This is a genomic window from Neobacillus kokaensis (assembly GCF_014656545.1).
Classification (GTDB): Bacteria; Bacillota; Bacilli; order Bacillales; family Cytobacillaceae; genus Neobacillus; species Neobacillus kokaensis.
The window spans coordinates 57,903-75,508 of the sequence record NZ_BNDS01000023.1 but is presented as its reverse complement, the minus strand read 5'-3'; the positions used below and the strand labels follow the sequence as shown (position 1 = coordinate 75,508).

The window sequence follows — 17,606 nt, the reverse complement described above, 5'->3', positions numbered from 1 at the left end:
AGTAGGACGCTGCCGGGCAAAAAAAAGACAATCTGAAAAAGATTGTCTTTTTTTTGCTTTTTTTGACGATTTCCGCTGATAAAAATAATCGGTAAAAATAAATAGTAGTTTTTTCCCACAAATCTTATGTTTTGCAACCGCAGAATTTGGAGAAAATCATAATGTAGTGAACCGTTGCATCTTGAAAAAAATTTAAGTATAATTAAAGTCAAATATAGTCAAAGTCAGATGATAATGGGGGGTGGGAAGATGAGGAACATCTCCGATATTATTGAAAGGTACTTAAAACAGGTTTTAGAAATGAGTGAAGCAGATCATGTGGAAATTAAACGAAGCGAAATTGCAGATAAATTCCAGTGTGTTCCTTCACAGATAAATTATGTTATAAATACCCGATTTACGATCGAAAGAGGTTATATTGTTGAGAGTAAACGCGGCGGAGGCGGGTATATACGTATTATGAAAGTAGAGTCTCATGATTCTGCCAGCTTAATTAATCATTTATTGTCACTTTTTCAAAGCAGGATTAGTCAAGCGAGTGCCGAAGATGTTATTGGGAGGCTTGTTCAGGAGGAAATCATAACAAAAAGGGAAGCCAAAATTATGTTAAGTGTGATTGACCGTTCCGTATTGTATATTGATCTTCCTTATCGTGACGAATTAAGAGCAAGAATGCTTAAAGCTATGCTGACCACTTTGAAATATAAATAAAGCTGAATATTACGAATGACTCTCCTGCCACCGTGGAGAGATACGAAGCTTTAGGAGAGGTGAAAATATGATTTGCCAAGAGTGTAATCAAAGACCTGCGGCACTTCATTTTACCAAAATTGTTAATGGTGAAAAGACAGAAGTAAATCTATGTGAAGTATGTGCTCAGGAAAAAAGTGAGATGTTTATGTTTAGCGGACAATCAGGATTTAACTTTAATAATTTGCTAGCTGGATTATTAAAAATTGACCCATCTTTTCAAAAACCAAGTCAAAGTCCATTTCAGCAGGAAGAGGTTCTCCACTGTGGACACTGTTCAATGACCTTTCCACAGTTTTTGAAACTAGGCAAGTTTGGCTGTGCGCATTGCTATGAAACATTTAAAGACCAGCTTCAGCCGGTATTAAGAAGACTTCATGGAGGAAATTTTTCACATAATGGGAAGATACCAAAAAGAATTGGCGGCGATTTGCATTTACGCAAACAAATTGATGAGTTAAAGGTGAGTCTGCAAGAATGCATTCAGCATGAAGAGTTTGAGAAGGCAGCGAAAATTCGTGATGAAATTCGCAGTATGGAAAGGAAGCTTGCCGGCAATGTTGAGGGAGGGAAATAACTGTGTCACTCGAACATTTTTTACATCAAGCGGTGAGCTCGTGGATGAGTGAGGAAGGACCGGATTCCGACATCGTCTTAAGTACTCGAATCCGACTGGCCCGAAACTTTGAACAATATAAATTTCCAACTTTATTTTCCCATGAAGAGGCGAAAAAGATTATTGCAGAAATGGAACAGCTTTTGAAAACCACAAGTTTGCAAAAATTCGGGCCAATGGAGTTATTAAAAATTGATGAAATGCAGCCGCTTCAAAAAAGAGTTTTAGTGGAAAAGCATTTAATTAGTCCGCATCTTGCGGAAGACTCGCCGGATGGTGCTGTACTGTTAACCGAAAATGAAGAAATTAGTATTATGATTAATGAAGAGGATCATATTCGGATTCAGTGCTTGTTCCCAGGGCTGCAGTTATCGAATGCATTACAGGCTGCAAATGAAATTGATGATTGGCTTGAAAGTCATATTCAATTTGCGTTTGATGAAAAGTATGGTTATTTAACCAGCTGTCCGACGAATGTCGGCACAGGGATTCGTGCCTCCGTGATGATGCATCTTCCAGGATTGATTTTAACGCAGCAAATGAATCGTATTATCCCTGCCATCAACCAATTAGGGTTGGTCGTAAGGGGAATTTATGGTGAAGGCAGCGAGGCGCTGGGGAATATTTTTCAAATTTCCAATCAAATTACCTTGGGAAAATCTGAAGAAGATATTTGCCGCGATTTGATGGGGGTTGTCAGCCAGTTAATTTCACAAGAAAGGTCAGCCAGGGAAGCATTACGAAAGACTTCTAACATACAATTAGAAGACAGGGTATTCCGCTCTTTAGGAGTGTTAACCAATAGCAGGATTATTGAATCAAAGGAAGCGGCCCGTTGTTTATCCGATGTCCGCCTGGGCATTGATATGGGCTACATTGTTCAAATGTCTAAAAATATTCTTAATGAATTAATGATTCTTACCCAGCCTGGTTTCCTGCAGCAGTATGCCGGGGGGCAGCTAAGGCCGCATGAAAGGGATATAAGACGTGCTGCATTAATTCGCGAACGTCTGAAAATGGAATCTGAAAAAATAAAAGGTGAGGAGTGAGCGCTATGATGTTTGGCCGTTTTACTGAAAGAGCACAAAAGGTTTTAGCTTTAGCACAAGAAGAGGCAATCCGCCTTGGACACAATAATATTGGTACAGAGCATATCCTTTTAGGATTAATTCGTGAAGGGGAAGGGATTGCTGCTAAAGCCCTTTATGGACTAGGATTAGGCTCCGATAAAATTCAAAAGGAAGTTGAAAATCTAATTGGCAAAGGCCAAGAATCTTCGCAAATCATTCATTATACACCTAGAGCAAAAAAGGTCATTGAACTTTCTATGGATGAAGCTAGAAAATTAGGTCATTCCTATGTAGGCACGGAGCATATTCTGCTTGGTTTGATTCGTGAAGGAGAAGGAGTAGCCGCCCGCGTCTTAAATAATTTAGGTGTCAGCTTAAATAAAGCACGCCAGCAAGTGCTTCAGCTGCTAGGCAGCAATGAATCTGGCGGACATCAAGGCGGAGCTTCGGCGAATGCTAACACCCCAACACTTGATGGTCTTGCCCGTGATTTAACGGCGATTGCTAGAGAAGGCAGCCTTGACCCCGTGATTGGGCGCAGCAAGGAAATTCAGCGTGTAATAGAAGTGTTAAGCCGCAGAACGAAAAATAACCCTGTGTTAATTGGGGAGCCTGGCGTCGGTAAAACAGCGATTGCAGAGGGGCTAGCCCAGCAAATTGTGAATAATGAAGTACCAGAGATTCTTCGCGATAAACGTGTTATGACTCTTGATATGGGGACAGTTGTCGCAGGTACAAAATACCGCGGTGAATTTGAGGACCGCCTGAAAAAGGTAATGGATGAAATCCGTCAAGCAGGAAATATTATTCTGTTTATCGACGAGCTCCATACTTTAATTGGAGCAGGTGGAGCAGAGGGTGCAATCGATGCTTCAAATATCTTGAAACCATCGCTTGCCCGAGGTGAGCTGCAATGTATTGGGGCAACGACACTTGATGAATACCGTAAATATATTGAAAAAGATGCAGCGCTTGAACGCCGTTTTCAGCCGATTCGCGTGGATGAACCGACTGCGGAAGAATCAATTCAGATTTTACAAGGCTTGCGTGACCGATATGAGGCACACCACCGCGTATCGATAACGGATGAAGCGATTGAAGCAGCTGTTAAACTGTCAGACCGTTACATTTCTGACCGCTTCCTGCCTGATAAAGCTATCGATCTAATCGATGAAGCCGGTTCAAAGGTAAGACTTCGTTCTTATACTACACCTCCTAATTTAAAAGAGCTCGAGGTTAAGCTAGAGGAAGTCAGAAAAGAAAAAGATGCAGCTGTTCAAAGCCAGGAATTTGAAAAAGCAGCCTCCCTAAGAGATTCTGAACAGCGTTTGCGTGAACAGTTAGAAGAGACAAAGAAAACGTGGAAGGAAAAGCAAGGTAAAGAAAACAGCGAAGTGACCGTTGAGGATATTGCAAGTGTTGTTTCCAGCTGGACGGGAATTCCAGTTTCCAAACTAGCAGAAACAGAGACTGCTAAGCTGCTTAATTTAGAGGAAATCCTGCATTCCCGTGTTATTGGTCAGGATGAAGCGGTTGTAGCTGTTGCGAAAGCTGTCCGCCGTGCTCGAGCAGGATTAAAAGATCCGAAGCGTCCAATCGGTTCCTTTATCTTCCTTGGTCCTACAGGTGTTGGTAAGACAGAATTAGCCCGCGCATTAGCTGAAGCCATGTTTGGTGATGAAGATGCGATGATCCGTATCGACATGTCCGAGTATATGGAGAAGCACTCCACTTCTCGTTTAGTAGGTTCACCTCCAGGCTATGTAGGCTATGAGGAGGGCGGTCAGTTAACCGAAAAGGTACGGAGAAAGCCGTATTCTGTTGTATTGCTTGACGAAATTGAAAAGGCCCATCCAGATGTATTTAATATCCTGCTTCAAGTGCTTGAGGACGGGCGTTTAACGGATTCTAAAGGACGTACAGTAGATTTCCGCAATACCGTTTTAATTATGACATCCAATGTTGGAGCAGAGGCATTAAAGCGGAATAAGTTTGTCGGCTTTAATATTCAAGATACAGCTGACCAGAATTACAAAGATATGAAAGGGAAAGTAATGGAGGAGCTGAAGAAGGCGTTCCGTCCTGAATTCCTGAATCGGATTGATGAAATCATTGTTTTCCATTCACTTGAAAGAAAGCACTTGAATGAAATTGTCACCCTATTATCAGACCAATTAATCAAGCGTCTCAAAGAGCAGCATATTTCGATTGAATTAACCCCTGCAGCAAGGGACAAAATTTCTGATGAGGGATATGATCCTGAGTACGGGGCAAGACCGCTGAAAAGAGCCATTCAAAAGCATATTGAAGACCGGCTTTCCGAGGAGCTCTTAAAGGGGACTTTTTCCGCAGGACAGCATGCTATAATTGATGTGGAAAATGGGGAATTTACTGTTAAAACAGCAGAGAAAGAGACTGTAACAAAATAAACGGTTATAGCTCAAGCGAAGTTTACCATTTTTTTTAAAAGATGAGAGGTACACGTGAATACTATTGAATCGTGTACCTCTTTTTTACATATGGATCGAATTCTCTGCAGGACTAGAGAGGAAGAATCACATGGTTAAACGGAAAACGAAATTTATGTGTCAGGAGTGCGGGTACGAATCGCCAAAATGGATGGGGAAATGCCCGGGCTGCGGCGCTTGGAATAAAATGGTTGAGGAAGTCGAGGTAACCGGAGCTGCGAGAAGGGGAGCGTTTGCCCATTCTCAAGGAGGGGCGATTGCTTCTAAGCCTACACCTATTACTTCAATTGAAATGGTCAGTGAACCAAGAATTCATACGGATTTAGCCGAACTAAACCGGGTTCTTGGCGGTGGTGTAGTAAAAGGCTCGCTAGTACTAATCGGCGGTGACCCGGGGATTGGCAAGTCTACACTTCTTTTGCAGGTCTCCTCACAGCTTGCGGTGAAGGGTCATCAGGTTTTATACATATCGGGAGAGGAATCGTTAAGGCAGACAAAACTAAGGGCAGAACGATTAGGAATCTCCTCTGAAAACCTGCTTGTTTATGCGGAAACAAATTTAGAGGAAATCAATCGTACGATTGAGCAGACAGCCCCGAGCTTTGTCATTATTGACTCGATTCAAACAGTCTTTCACCCGGATGTAACGTCAGCACCGGGCAGTGTCTCCCAAGTTCGGGAATGTACGGCGGAATTAATGAGAATCGGGAAAACAAAGGGGATTGCTATTTTTATAGTAGGACATGTCACAAAGGAAGGGTCGATTGCCGGGCCTCGTTTATTAGAGCATATGGTCGATACCGTGCTTTATTTTGAAGGAGAAAGACACCATACTTACCGGATCCTAAGGGCCGTGAAAAACCGCTTTGGTTCCACAAATGAAATGGGTATTTTTGAAATGAAGGAATTTGGCTTGGAAGAGGTAGAAAATCCATCAGAGATTTTCCTCGAAGAACGGTCACGCGGGGCAGCCGGCTCCACAGTCGTTGCTTCAATGGAAGGAACGCGGCCGGTTCTGGTAGAAATCCAAGCATTAATTTCTCCGACAAGCTTTGGGAATCCAAGAAGAATGGCAACGGGAATTGATCATAACCGTGTACCGCTATTAATGGCTGTGTTGGAAAAGCGGGTAGGGCTGCTGCTGGCAAATCAAGATGCTTATGTGAAGGTTGCTGGCGGGGTAAAATTAGATGAACCTGCAATCGATTTAGCGGTGGCGGTCAGTATTGCCTCAAGCTTTAGAGATCAGCCAACAAAGCCGACAGATTGCATTATTGGCGAGGTTGGTTTAACCGGGGAAGTAAGACGTGTGTCCAGAATTGAACAGCGTGTCCAAGAAGCCGCAAAACTAGGCTTTGAACGGGTTATTCTCCCGGCCAATAATCTAAGCGGCTGGAAGGGCCCTAGAGGAGTAGAATTAATCGGTGTTTCCTCAGTCAGCGAGGCATTAAGGGCAGCATTAGGAGGATAACAGATGGAGCATAAAAAGCCTAGTGAACAGACCATAACTGATTTATTACAATTAATTGCCCCAGGTACACCAATCCGTGAGGGGCTTGATAATGTCCTTCGGGCGAATACCGGCGGGCTGATTGTCATTGGCTATAATGATAAAGTGAAAAGCGTTGTAGATGGCGGCTTTGCTATCAATTGTGCCTTTTCACCAAGCTTTTTATATGAACTGGCAAAAATGGACGGTGCCATTATTCTTAATGACTCAGCAAGTAAGATTCTGATTGCCAATGGCCAGCTGGCTCCGGACCCGCTCATTCCATCTTCAGAGACAGGAATGCGGCACCGTACAGCTGAACGGGTAGCCAAACAAACAAAGGCGCTTGTGATTGCCATTTCCCAGCGAAGAAATGTAATTACCTTATATCAAGGAAATCACCGTTATGCTTTAAAAGACATTGCCGTTATTTTAACGAAAGCCAATCAGGCGATTCAAACATTGGAAAAATATAAAGCAGTGATGGAACAGACGATTACGAATTTTAGTATTTTAGAATTTGAGGAGTCCGTTACATATAACGATTTTTTACTTGTGCTTCATCGGTTTGAAATGGTGTTAAAAATTAAGAATGAACTGTTAACCTATCTGTATGAGCTTGGAACAGAGGGAAGGCTTATCCGTCTGCAGATGAATGAAATTTTAACGGAACTTGAAGAAGAAATAATGTTAATCATCAAGGATTATGCTTTTGACAGGGAGGTAAAGCCAGAAGAGGTACTGCAGCGGATTCAGGCCGCGGTTAATAGCACAAACATTGAGGATATGGCACTCCTCAAACTATTAGGCTATAACGGTTATGTTCATCTTGACGAGAATAAAAAATCACGCGGTTATCGCATTCTTCATAAAATTCCAAGGCTGCCAGCGGTCATCATTGAAAACTTAATTGGAACTTTTGGCGACCTGTGCAGCATCATTGCAGCGACTGTTGAGGACTTGGATGATGTTGAGGGAATTGGTGAGGTTAGGGCAAAGAAAATTAAAGAGGGCTTTAAATTAATTAGGGAGCGACTGTATACACATCGTTATCTATAAAAAATATTGATAGAACTTTTGAACTATGTTAAAATTGTAAGTTTCAATTTATTTGACACAAATTTCCTCTGATGCTACCCTATGAGAAATAAGGTAACAACATAACGTAGGAATTTCAAAATGTTTACATTCTGGAAAAATTATTGGAAAAACGCGGTTTCATTTTTGTAAATATGTTTATAATTAATTAGAGGAGGTGAAGAAATGTTAAAACGAATTGTGCAGGCTTGCTTCCTCATTATTGGTGGTACGCTTGGAATCTTATTTCTGCCGGAATTATTAAAAGTAATGGGTTTAGATACAACCGCGCTTATAAATAATTCCTATGTTACTGCGATTTTAGGTGCTATTATTTTTTATCTTCTTACCTTTTGGGCAGTAGATTACGTGTTTAATTTTATTAAATGGGCTGAGGATTCCTTAGTCAAAATCCCAGTAACCGATGTGCTGTTTGGCAGCGTTGGTTTGATTTTTGGTTTATTGGTTGCTTTTTTAATTGGGTTTGCACTTAACGCTGTACAAGTGCCAATCTTAAATGCTGTTGCCCCAATCGTATTGACATTGCTATTTGGTTATCTTGGCTTCCAGGTGGGCTTCAAAAAACGAGATGAGCTGCTTGGTCTGTTTGGCAGAGGTAGCAGCAAGAAAAAACCTGCTGAAGAGGAAAATGAGAAACCATCCGGAAAGGAACTAAAGATTTTGGATACGAGTGTCATTATTGACGGGCGTGTTGCAGATATTTGCCAAACGGGATTTTTAGAAGGGACCATTGTCATACCACAGTTTGTTCTTGAGGAATTACAGCATATTGCTGATTCTTCCGATGTATTAAAACGGAACCGCGGCAGAAGGGGCCTTGATATCTTAAACCGGATTCAAAAAGAACTGGCCATTAAGGTGGAAATCTATGAAGGGGATTTCGAGGAAATCCAAGAGGTAGATTCTAAACTGGTAAAGCTAGCTAAGTTAACGAATGGCGTACTCGTTACGAACGATTTTAATCTGAATAAAGTATGTGAATTACAAAATGTGTCTGTTCTCAATATCAATGATCTCGCTAATGCCGTAAAGCCGGTTGTTTTGCCGGGTGAGGAATTAACGGTGCAGGTCATTAAGGACGGAAAAGAGCATCATCAGGGAGTTGCCTACCTAGATGATGGCACGATGATTGTTGTGGAGGAAGGCAGGGAATACATTGGAAAAAGAATCGAGGTTCTTGTGACCAGTGTGCTTCAGACATCTGCCGGCAGAATGATTTTTGCCAAGCCGAAATTATTAGAAAAAGCACTATAGAGAGAGAAAATGAGGTTTTTAGTATGACTTATCAGGTCATTATTCCTGCTGCTGGTCAGGGAAAGAGAATGGGAGCGGGGAAAAATAAACTGTTGCTTGAACTTGATGGAATTCCTGTACTTGTTCATACGTTACAAGTATTTGAAGCGGACGATGCCTGTACAGGAATCATTTTAGCTATTCATCCCCAAGATGAAGCGGAATTTAATGCACTGATTAACATGCATCATTTATGTAAGGTAAAGGGTTTGGTGCCAGGCGGAAAAGAGCGCCAGCACAGCATTTATAATGCCTTAAAGACCGTCAGTAATGATGGCATTATTCTTGTACATGATGCAGCAAGACCGTTTATTCTAAAAAAGCATATTCACGTATTAACAGAAGCGGCAGCGAAAACGGGTGCAGCCATAATGGGGGTTCCGGCCAAAGACACGATGAAAAAGGTGGAAAATGGTGTTGTCGAAGCGACTGTTGAACGTTCAAGCTTGTGGGCAGTGCAAACCCCACAAGCTTTTCGCGTTTCTCTCCTTGTAGAGGCGTATGAAAAGGCAGAAAGGGATCACTTTCTTGGTACAGATGATGCCAGTCTAATCGAGCGCTTAGGGCATCCTGTGACGATGATAGAGGGAGATTACGATAATATAAAGCTTACCACACCAGAGGATTTATTTTTTGCGGAAGCGATCTTAAAAAAGCGGAAGGGGTTATAAATAATGTTTCGAATTGGACAAGGCTTTGATGTTCATCAATTAACGGAGGGGCGGCCGCTCATTATTGGGGGTATTACCATCCCCTATGAGAAGGGCTTACTGGGGCATTCTGACGCAGATGTGTTATTACATACAGTGTCTGATGCCTGCCTTGGTGCGATTGGCGAGGGGGATATCGGCAAACATTTCCCTGATACGGACCCCGAATTCAAAGATGCCGACTCCGCCAAGCTGATGGAGCATGTGTGGCAGCTGGTCAAAGATAAAGGCTATGAATTAGTCAATGCGGATTGTACGATTATCGCCCAAAAACCAAAAATGGCTCCATTTATTGAACAAATACGGGTACGGATTGCGGAGCTTTTAGAGGCGGACACAGAACAAATTAATGTAAAGGCAACAACAACCGAAAAGTTGGGCTTTACCGGCAGGGGCGAGGGTATTGCCGCTCAAGCAGTTGTCCTTTTAAAAAAGGTAAACGTTTAGACTTTATCCGGTAAAACCATAGTGGTAAAATGTATCAGGATGAAACCAACTGGGAAAATGGAGGCATTATAATGTCAAACGAAATTCGTGTAAGATATGCTCCTAGTCCAACCGGACATTTACATATTGGAAATGCCCGCACGGCGTTATTTAACTATTTATTTGCCCGCAATAAAGGCGGGAAATTCATTATCCGGATTGAAGATACGGATAAGAAGCGGAATATTGAAGGTGGAGAAGAGAGCCAATTAAAATATTTAAAATGGCTTGGAATGGATTGGGATGAAAGTGTTGATGTCGGCGGTGAATACGGTCCGTACCGGCAGTCAGAACGCAATGAGATTTACGAAACGTACTACAAACAAATGTTAGGAAATGGACAAGCCTATAAATGTTATTGTACGGAAGAGGAGCTGGAGGCAGAGCGGGAAGCACAGATGGAACGTGGTGAGACCCCGCAATATTCCGGCAAATGCCGTCATTTGACTGCAGAAGACAGAGCTCGTTTAGAAAGTGAAGGCCGTGAGCCGAGCATCCGTATCCTTGTTCCGGAAGGCAAGACTTATACATTTGATGATATGGTAAAGGGTGTAGTGTCTTTTGAATCAGAAGGTATGGGCGACTGGGTCATTGTGAAAAAGGACGGCACCCCTACTTATAACTTTGCTGTAACAATCGATGATTATCTCATGAAAATCTCCCATGTCCTTCGCGGGGATGATCATATCTCAAATACACCTAAGCAGTTGATGGTGTACGAAGCATTAGGCTGGGAACCGCCAATTTTTGGCCACATGACGCTAATTGTAAATGAAAGCCGGAAAAAGTTAAGCAAGCGCGATGAATCAATTATTCAATTTATTGAGCAGTACGAAGAATTAGGCTATTTGCCAGAGGCAATCTTTAACTTTATTACTTTACTTGGCTGGTCACCTGCTGGTGAAGAAGAGCTTTATTCTAAGGAAGAGTTCATTCAGCTATTTGATGCAAACCGCTTGTCTAAATCACCAGCATTATTTGATAAGCAAAAGCTTACATGGATGAACAACCAATACATGAAAAAGGTGGACCTTGACCGTGTTGTTGAGCTTGCTCTTCCCCACCTAATGAAAGCGGGACGCGTTCAGGAGAACTTGTCTGCTGAAGAAAGAGATTGGGTGCGCAGCTTAGTGGAATTATTGCAGGAGAAAATGAGCTTCGGAGCTGAAATCGTTGAACTTTCTGACTTGTTCTTTAAAGAACAAGTGGATTTTGAGGATGAAGCAAAAGAGGTTCTTGCTGGAGAGCAGGTACCGGAAGTGTTAAAGGCATTTTCAGAAGAGTTGGATCAGCTGGAAGGCTTCCAGGCGGAAGGAATTAAGGCTGCAATGAAAGCTGTCCAAAAATCCACCGGCCAAAAGGGTAAGAACTTGTTCATGCCAATTCGTGCCGCTGTAACGGGACAAACACACGGGCCAGACCTTCCTAAATCAATTGAACTTTTAGGAAAAGAGAAAGTTCAACAGCGAATCGGGCAAATTATTAGTTAACATTCGGATGAAAATGTAATATAGTAAATATACAATATTTTATATGAGCTAAAACGTCGAAGAGGATAAGTAAAAGAATGATGCCTTAAAGAGAGAACCATCACCGGCTGAAAGTGGTTCAGGCCGCTCATTGTTTGAAATGCACCTCCGAGCCCCATTTCAAAAGAGAGTTGTACTTGAGTAGATTTGGGCGGAACCTTTCCGTTAACAAGTTAGAGTGAGGCATGTTTGTTTCAGCTGCTTTTCGTTTAGCTGAAATCAGATAAGTGCCTAATCAGAGTGGAACCACGCACAAGCGTCTCTGTCAATATGACAGGGGCGCTTTTTTATTAGACTGATGATTGAAGCACCTGGAGCGTCAATCATCAGACAATCTAATACAGCTTTTTTATTTGTCAGAAGTTTTAGGGGGGATGGAAATGTTTAAAATGTTAAAAGAAGATGTTGATGTTGTGTTTGATCAGGACCCAGCTGCGAGGACGTACTTAGAGGTGATTTTAACGTATTCTGGATTGCATGCGATTTGGTCTCATCGATTCGCCCATGCCCTCTATAAGCGAAAATTATTTTTCCTTGCACGGGCCATTTCACAAATAAGCCGCTTTTTCACGGGAATTGAAATTCATCCCGGGGCAAAAATAGGCAGGAGATTTTTTATTGACCACGGGATGGGGGTTGTTATCGGGGAAACGTGTGAAATAGGTGATAACGTAACGATCTATCAAGGGGTAACATTAGGCGGAACAGGAAAAGAAAAAGGTAAACGTCACCCAACCATAAAGGATAATGTACTTATTTCTACAGGGGCAAAAGTCCTTGGTTCGATTACAATTGGCGAGAACTCCAAAATTGGCGGTGGGTCAGTCGTGCTAAAAGAAGTGCCGCCAAACTCAACTGTCGTAGGAATTCCGGGAAAAGTTGTTATCCAGGATGGAAAGAAGATTATTCGCGATTTAAACCACTGTGACCTGCCAGACCCGGTTGCGGATCGTTTCAAAGAGCTGCAGGCCGAAATGGACGGTTTAAAGCAAGAACTTAGAGAATTAAAACAGGAAAGGACAAAAGTCAATGGCCATTCAACTGTATAATACACTTACAAGAAAGAAGGAAGCATTCGTACCCCTAGTAGAGGGTAAAGTGAAAATGTATGTTTGCGGTCCTACTGTCTATAATTATATTCATATTGGTAATGCCCGCCCTGCCATCGTATTTGATACGGTCCGCCGCTATTTTGAATTTCGCGGGTATGATGTGAAATATGTTTCGAATTTTACCGATGTCGATGATAAATTAATCCGGGCTGCCAATCAACTGGGGGAAGATGTCCCAACGATTGCCAGCAGGTTTATCGATGCCTATTTTGAGGATGTATCGGCATTAGGATGCAAAAGAGCGGATGTTCATCCGCGGGTTATGGAAAATATGGACATCATCATTGATTTTATCAAACAATTGGTTGAGAAAGGTTATGCCTATGAATCAGAAGGAGATGTCTATTTCCGGACACGCAGCTTTGATGATTATGGAAAGCTGTCACACCAATCGATTGACGAGTTACAAGTAGGTGCCAGAATTGAAGTGGGCAATAAAAAGGAAGATGACTTAGACTTTGCCTTATGGAAAGCGGCAAAGGAAGGGGAAATCTATTGGGAAAGCCCATGGGGTCTAGGACGGCCGGGATGGCATATTGAATGCTCGGCAATGGCGAAAAAATACCTTGGCGAAACAATTGATATTCACGCTGGCGGCCAGGACTTGACCTTCCCTCATCATGAAAATGAAATCGCACAATCTGAAGCACTGTCAGGCAAGACATTCGCCAACTACTGGATGCATAACGGCTATATCAATATTGATAATGAGAAGATGTCAAAGTCGCTTGGGAATTTTGTTCTAGTTCACGATATTATTCAAAAACATAATCCGCAAGTGCTTAGGTTCTTTATGCTGTCAGTTCATTACCGTAACCCGATTAACTATAGTGAAGAATTACTTGAAAGCACCAGAGCGGCCTTTGAGCGGTTAACCACCTCGTACCAAAATTTAAAGCACCGTAAAGAGGCGAGCACAAATTTAACCGAACATAATCAAGAGTGGATTGATAAGATCACAGCTTTGCGTACACAATTTATTGAGGCGATGGATGACGACTTTAATACGGCATTAGCTATTTCTGTATTATTCGAGCTATCCAAATTGGCTAATTATTATCTTTTAGAAAAGAATACAGCTGTAGAGGTTATTGACGCGTTTACTTCGGAATTTGAGGAACTGTTCGGGGTCCTTGGTTTAACACCGGGGCAGGAAGAAATGCTCGATGAAGAAATCGATGCATTAATTGAACAGCGGATACAGGCAAGGAAAGACCGCAACTTCCAATTGGCAGACCAAATTCGCGACCAGTTAAAGGAAATGAATATTATTTTAGAAGATACGCCGCAGGGCACAAGGTGGAAAAGAGGCTAGTTCATGCTTGATTACAATAACACAATAGATGCATATCAATTAAAAGCCCTTGCTCTTGCCTATATGGGGGATGCGGTATTTGAAATATATGTCCGCCGGCATCTCCTTTACAGCGGGCAAGTTCGACCGCACCAGTTACACCGTGCTGGAACAAGGTACGTCTCGGCGAAAGCGCAATGTCAAATACTTCTTCAGATGATGAATGATGGCATTTTGCTTGAGGATGAACTAGCCGTTGTCATGCGCGGCAGAAATGCGAAGTCAGGAACAGTACCGAAAAACACCGATGTACAAACGTATCATTACAGTACGGCTTTTGAAGCGTTAATGGGGTATTTATATTTATCAGGCAAAATAGAGCGGCTGGAAGAGCTTGTACAAAAGGCATTTTTATATGTTGAAGAACTGAAGAAAGGAGGAGCATCGCAATGAACCAGGAATATATCGTCGGTAAAAATCCGGTGATTGAAGCGCTAAAATCAGGCCGGGATATCAATAAAGTCTTAATTGCAGAGGGATCACAGCGCGGACAAATGCAGCAGATTACCCAATTAGCTAAAGAGGCAAATGTCCTCGTTCAATTTGTACCGAAGAAAAAGCTAGACTTGATTACTGACCAAAATCATCAAGGTGTCCTGGCATATGTGGCAGCTTACCAATATGCAGAAATTGATGATTTGTTTGCTGCAGCTGAAAAGAAAAAGGAGACTCCCTTTTTCTTATTGTTGGATGAAATTGAAGACCCGCACAATCTTGGATCGATTATGAGAACGGCTGATGCCGTCGGCGCCCATGGAATTATTATTCCGAAGCGGCGGGCAGTAGGGTTAACAGCAACAGTAGCAAAGGCTTCGACTGGAGCAATTGAATATATCCCTGTTGTCCGGGTGACAAACATGGCCCGTACAATTGATGAATTAAAGGAACGGGGCATTTGGATTGCTGGAACAGATGCAAAAGGAACGCAGGATTATCGCCAGCTTGATGGCACACTGCCGCTTGGGTTAGTAATTGGCAGTGAAGGGAAAGGTATGGGGCGGCTTATTAGGGATAAATGTGATTTCCTTATTCAGCTGCCAATGGCAGGAAAGGTCACTTCATTAAATGCTTCTGTTGCTGCAGCTATACTTATGTATGAGGTATATCGAAACCGACACCCACTTGGGGAATAGGCATATGGATATCCTGCTTGTAGATGGCTATAACATTATCGGGGCGTGGCCTGAATTAAAAGCGCTAAAGGATCATGATTTAGCTGCAGCAAGGGATCGCCTAATTGAAAGAATGGCTGAGTATCAGGCCTTTTCAGGCTACCGCGTAATTGTTGTTTTTGATGCCTATTATGTACAAGGAACGGCAAAGAAGTATAAAAATCATCAAGTGGAAGTTATTTTTACAAGCAAGAACGAAACAGCTGATGAGCGGATTGAAAAGATGGCTATCAGTTTAAGCAATCGAAAAACACAAATTCATGTAGCTACATCCGATTACACGGAGCAATGGGCTATTTTTGGACAAGGAGCTTTAAGAAAATCAGCCCGGGAGCTGCTGAATGAAATGTCGTCGATTGAAAAAGGTATTGAAAAAAAGGTAAAAACCATTCAGGAAAAAAAACCGGTCTCTAAAATTCCGATTAGTGATGAAATGGCAGAAATTTTTGAAAAGTGGCGCAGAGGACACAAATGAGCCTCGACTTCAAAAAATTTCTAATGTATAATAATGCTATCTATGCTTGTTCGGTGGAGGGGATCGCGCTTGAGTACGGACTTCGGAACAATGGTCGATAAGCAGTTGTTTGTTATGGAAGACGAAGAAATTGTTGATCTAGTGCATAAGGGTGATAGTGAAGCTTTGGATTATTTAATCCATAAGTATCGAAATTTTGTACGTGCCAAGGCAAGATCCTACTTTTTGGTAGGGGCTGATAAGGAAGATATTGTCCAAGAAGGAATGATAGGTCTTTATAAGGCCATTCGTGATTACCGGGAGGACAAGCTCACTTCTTTTAAAGCATTTGCAGAGTTATGCATTACCCGCCAAATCATCACGGCTATTAAAACGGCCACAAGACAAAAGCATATACCATTAAACTCGTATGTTTCATTGGACAAGCCTATTTATGATGAGGAATCTGACCGGACGCTGATGGACGTGCTGTCAGGTGCCAAGGTGCTTGACCCTGAAGAGTTGATTATTAATCAAGAAGAATTTGATCATATTGAAATTAAAATGACGGAGTTATTAAGTGATTTGGAACGAAAAGTCCTCGCACTTTACTTAGACGGGCAATCCTATCAGGAAATCTCCGAAGAGCTTAATCGTCATGTGAAATCAATTGATAATGCCCTGCAAAGAGTCAAGCGAAAGCTTGAGCGCTATTTGGAAATCCGTGAATTTTCCTTATAGAAATGAAGGGCGGAAATATCCGTTATTGACAATAATTTGGGTGTCGTGTTACATTTTTAGGGATATATTTGAGGGTGTTAGAATGAGTAAAAAGGTGATTCTTGCTTGTGTTGAATGCGGTTCAAGAAACTACTCAACTATAAGCAAAGAGACTCAAACTGCTAGATTAGAATTGAAAAAATTTTGTAAAACTTGTGCAACCCATACAATTCACCGAGAAACAAAGTAAGGTATAGGTTTTAGCATGCTATCTGCCAAAGTTGGGGGTTACAAAGAATGCAACGCATAAATAAGTTCTTCAGTGATGTTGTTCGTGAAATGAGAAAGGTTAGTTGGCCAAGACGAAGCGAACTTACTCGTTCGACAGTTACCGTGATAACGACCGTTGCTTTTTTCGCTATTTTCTTTACGGTGTTAGATTTAGGGATTTCAAAATTGATTCGTTTAATTCTTGAATAATTAGTAATAGTTCATGGTATAATGGTAATCAATACAGGAAATTTTATCTAAAAGCCCGTTTTCACGGGTTTTTTAATTTGTCAAAAAGTATAACCGCTTTTCAATTGTTTGTTTCTAAAGGTAATCGTTACTTTTTATAACAATGTTGATTGGAGCGCGAATCAACTTGCAAGTATACACATTTAAATACAGGGAGGGACGGACGATCAAGTCCTCTTAAAATGGAAAAGAACTGGTATGTTGTTCATACGTATTCGGGTTATGAAAATAAAGTAAAAGCGAATTTAGAAAAACGTGTAGAGTCCATGGGTATGGCAGATAAAATTTTTCGTGTGGTTGTGCCTGAGGAAGAAGAAACAGAAATTAAAAATGGTAAGAAAAAAGTAGTAAAACGAAAGGTGTTTCCTGGATATGTATTAGTGGAACTGGTGATGACAGACGATTCTTGGTATGTCGTAAGGAATACACCAGGTGTAACAGGATTTGTTGGATCTGCTGGTTCAGGGTCAAAACCGACTCCGTTACTGCCGGAAGAAGTAACGACACTACTGAAACGGATGGGCGTCGAAGAAAAACGTGTTGACGCAAACTATGAAATTGGAGAAACCGTGCGCGTGAAGGAAGGTCCGTTTGCAAACTTTACTGGTAATATCGAAGAAATGGACAAGGATAAAGCAAAGCTGAAAGTGCTTGTAAATATGTTTGGACGCGACACCCCAGTTGAGCTTGATTTTTCACAAATTGACAAAATCTAAATCTATATTGTAAAAAAACTTGAAATCATCGATAAAAAGTGTTAATATTT

At 41.7% G+C, this 17,606-nt stretch carries 19 protein-coding genes and 1 other annotated feature; all 19 genes read left to right on the top strand.

What is annotated here, in order from left to right:
• The first annotated feature begins 249 nt into the window (after positions 1-249).
• The 19 genes from IE222_RS20320 to nusG all read left to right on the top strand — a co-directional run bounded on the left by IE222_RS20320 (position 250) and on the right by nusG (position 17,556).
• The gene (locus IE222_RS20320) at positions 250-711 is read left to right on the top strand and encodes a CtsR family transcriptional regulator (RefSeq protein WP_191276002.1); all 462 of its coding nucleotides are present in this window, start codon (positions 250-252) and stop codon (positions 709-711) included.
• A 67-nt stretch (positions 712-778) separates the two neighbouring features.
• Positions 779-1,327, top strand: a complete 549-nt coding sequence (gene mcsA, locus IE222_RS20315) for a protein-arginine kinase activator protein McsA (RefSeq protein ID WP_191276000.1) — start codon at positions 779-781, stop codon at positions 1,325-1,327.
• Positions 1,328-1,329: 2 nt separating this feature from the next.
• Positions 1,330-2,415: a protein-arginine kinase McsB gene (gene mcsB / locus IE222_RS20310; RefSeq protein ID WP_191275998.1), complete on the top strand. Its 1,086-nt coding sequence runs from the start codon at positions 1,330-1,332 to the stop codon at positions 2,413-2,415.
• Positions 2,416-2,420: 5 nt separating this feature from the next.
• Positions 2,421-4,865: an ATP-dependent protease ATP-binding subunit ClpC gene (gene clpC / locus IE222_RS20305; protein ID WP_191275996.1), complete on the top strand. Its 2,445-nt coding sequence runs from the start codon at positions 2,421-2,423 to the stop codon at positions 4,863-4,865.
• 130 nt (positions 4,866-4,995) lie between these two features.
• Positions 4,996-6,375, top strand: coding sequence for a DNA repair protein RadA (radA, locus tag IE222_RS20300; RefSeq protein WP_191275995.1), 1,380 nt, complete (start codon positions 4,996-4,998; stop codon positions 6,373-6,375).
• Between the two features lie 3 nt (positions 6,376-6,378).
• A complete protein-coding gene (disA, locus tag IE222_RS20295) occupies positions 6,379-7,452 on the top strand; it encodes a DNA integrity scanning diadenylate cyclase DisA (protein ID WP_191275993.1) in 1,074 nt (357 codons plus the stop codon).
• A 204-nt stretch (positions 7,453-7,656) separates the two neighbouring features.
• The gene (locus IE222_RS20290; RefSeq protein WP_191275992.1) at positions 7,657-8,745 is read left to right on the top strand and encodes a PIN/TRAM domain-containing protein; all 1,089 of its coding nucleotides are present in this window, start codon (positions 7,657-7,659) and stop codon (positions 8,743-8,745) included.
• 23 nt (positions 8,746-8,768) lie between these two features.
• Positions 8,769-9,455 carry a 2-C-methyl-D-erythritol 4-phosphate cytidylyltransferase gene (gene ispD, locus IE222_RS20285; protein ID WP_191275991.1) on the top strand — a complete coding sequence of 229 codons (687 nt, stop codon included), beginning with the start codon at positions 8,769-8,771 and terminating at the stop codon, positions 9,453-9,455.
• A 3-nt stretch (positions 9,456-9,458) separates the two neighbouring features.
• Positions 9,459-9,941: a 2-C-methyl-D-erythritol 2,4-cyclodiphosphate synthase gene (gene ispF, locus IE222_RS20280; protein WP_191275990.1), complete on the top strand. Its 483-nt coding sequence runs from the start codon at positions 9,459-9,461 to the stop codon at positions 9,939-9,941.
• Between the two features lie 71 nt (positions 9,942-10,012).
• Entirely contained in the window at positions 10,013-11,470 is a 1,458-nt protein-coding gene (gltX, locus tag IE222_RS20275; RefSeq protein ID WP_191275989.1) for a glutamate--tRNA ligase, read from the top strand.
• 47 nt (positions 11,471-11,517) lie between these two features.
• Positions 11,518-11,776 (top strand) — a binding site (T-box leader).
• Between the two features lie 113 nt (positions 11,777-11,889).
• On the top strand, positions 11,890-12,558 hold the full coding sequence (cysE, locus tag IE222_RS20270; protein WP_191275988.1) for a serine O-acetyltransferase: 669 nt from the start codon (positions 11,890-11,892) through the stop codon (positions 12,556-12,558).
• Positions 12,539-13,936, top strand: a complete 1,398-nt coding sequence (cysS, locus tag IE222_RS20265; RefSeq protein WP_191275987.1) for a cysteine--tRNA ligase — start codon at positions 12,539-12,541, stop codon at positions 13,934-13,936. Before cysE ends, cysS begins: the two co-directional genes overlap by 20 nt.
• 3 nt (positions 13,937-13,939) lie before the next feature.
• Entirely contained in the window at positions 13,940-14,368 is a 429-nt protein-coding gene (locus IE222_RS20260) for a Mini-ribonuclease 3 (protein WP_191275986.1), read from the top strand.
• A complete protein-coding gene (gene rlmB, locus IE222_RS20255; protein WP_191275984.1) occupies positions 14,365-15,108 on the top strand; it encodes a 23S rRNA (guanosine(2251)-2'-O)-methyltransferase RlmB in 744 nt (247 codons plus the stop codon). Before IE222_RS20260 ends, rlmB begins: the two co-directional genes overlap by 4 nt.
• Positions 15,109-15,112: 4 nt before the next feature.
• Positions 15,113-15,622, top strand: a complete 510-nt coding sequence (locus tag IE222_RS20250) for an NYN domain-containing protein (RefSeq protein ID WP_191275981.1) — start codon at positions 15,113-15,115, stop codon at positions 15,620-15,622.
• A gap of 69 nt (positions 15,623-15,691) precedes the next feature.
• Positions 15,692-16,342 (top strand): RNA polymerase sporulation sigma factor SigH, encoded by a 651-nt coding sequence (gene sigH / locus IE222_RS20245; protein WP_240009791.1) that lies wholly within the window; start codon positions 15,692-15,694, stop codon positions 16,340-16,342.
• Between the two features lie 82 nt (positions 16,343-16,424).
• The gene (rpmG, locus tag IE222_RS20240) at positions 16,425-16,571 is read left to right on the top strand and encodes a 50S ribosomal protein L33 (protein ID WP_191275979.1); all 147 of its coding nucleotides are present in this window, start codon (positions 16,425-16,427) and stop codon (positions 16,569-16,571) included.
• Between the two features lie 47 nt (positions 16,572-16,618).
• A complete protein-coding gene (gene secE, locus IE222_RS20235) occupies positions 16,619-16,801 on the top strand; it encodes a preprotein translocase subunit SecE (protein ID WP_191275977.1) in 183 nt (60 codons plus the stop codon).
• 221 nt (positions 16,802-17,022) lie between these two features.
• The gene (gene nusG / locus IE222_RS20230) at positions 17,023-17,556 is read left to right on the top strand and encodes a transcription termination/antitermination protein NusG (RefSeq protein ID WP_191275975.1); all 534 of its coding nucleotides are present in this window, start codon (positions 17,023-17,025) and stop codon (positions 17,554-17,556) included.
• Positions 17,557-17,606: the final 50 nt, after the last annotated feature.

What these genes read in the sequence shown, in the direction of transcription:
- radA (WP_191275995.1), top strand. Translation starts at nt 4,996, where the DNA reads ATGGTTAAACGGAAAACGAAATTTATGTGTCAGGAGTGCGGGTACGAA.
- clpC (WP_191275996.1), top strand. Translation starts at nt 2,421, where the DNA reads ATGATGTTTGGCCGTTTTACTGAAAGAGCACAAAAGGTTTTAGCTTTA.
- mcsA (WP_191276000.1), top strand. Translation starts at nt 779, where the DNA reads ATGATTTGCCAAGAGTGTAATCAAAGACCTGCGGCACTTCATTTTACC.
- nusG (WP_191275975.1), top strand. Translation starts at nt 17,023, where the DNA reads ATGGAAAAGAACTGGTATGTTGTTCATACGTATTCGGGTTATGAAAAT.
- IE222_RS20320 (WP_191276002.1), top strand. Translation starts at nt 250, where the DNA reads ATGAGGAACATCTCCGATATTATTGAAAGGTACTTAAAACAGGTTTTA.
- cysS (WP_191275987.1), top strand. Translation starts at nt 12,539, where the DNA reads ATGGCCATTCAACTGTATAATACACTTACAAGAAAGAAGGAAGCATTC.
- IE222_RS20260 (WP_191275986.1), top strand. Translation starts at nt 13,940, where the DNA reads ATGCTTGATTACAATAACACAATAGATGCATATCAATTAAAAGCCCTT.
- ispD (WP_191275991.1), top strand. Translation starts at nt 8,769, where the DNA reads ATGACTTATCAGGTCATTATTCCTGCTGCTGGTCAGGGAAAGAGAATG.
- cysE (WP_191275988.1), top strand. Translation starts at nt 11,890, where the DNA reads ATGTTTAAAATGTTAAAAGAAGATGTTGATGTTGTGTTTGATCAGGAC.
- rlmB (WP_191275984.1), top strand. Translation starts at nt 14,365, where the DNA reads ATGAACCAGGAATATATCGTCGGTAAAAATCCGGTGATTGAAGCGCTA.
- gltX (WP_191275989.1), top strand. Translation starts at nt 10,013, where the DNA reads ATGTCAAACGAAATTCGTGTAAGATATGCTCCTAGTCCAACCGGACAT.
- secE (WP_191275977.1), top strand. Translation starts at nt 16,619, where the DNA reads ATGCAACGCATAAATAAGTTCTTCAGTGATGTTGTTCGTGAAATGAGA.
- ispF (WP_191275990.1), top strand. Translation starts at nt 9,459, where the DNA reads ATGTTTCGAATTGGACAAGGCTTTGATGTTCATCAATTAACGGAGGGG.
- IE222_RS20290 (WP_191275992.1), top strand. Translation starts at nt 7,657, where the DNA reads ATGTTAAAACGAATTGTGCAGGCTTGCTTCCTCATTATTGGTGGTACG.
- IE222_RS20250 (WP_191275981.1), top strand. Translation starts at nt 15,113, where the DNA reads ATGGATATCCTGCTTGTAGATGGCTATAACATTATCGGGGCGTGGCCT.
- disA (WP_191275993.1), top strand. Translation starts at nt 6,379, where the DNA reads ATGGAGCATAAAAAGCCTAGTGAACAGACCATAACTGATTTATTACAA.
- rpmG (WP_191275979.1), top strand. Translation starts at nt 16,425, where the DNA reads ATGAGTAAAAAGGTGATTCTTGCTTGTGTTGAATGCGGTTCAAGAAAC.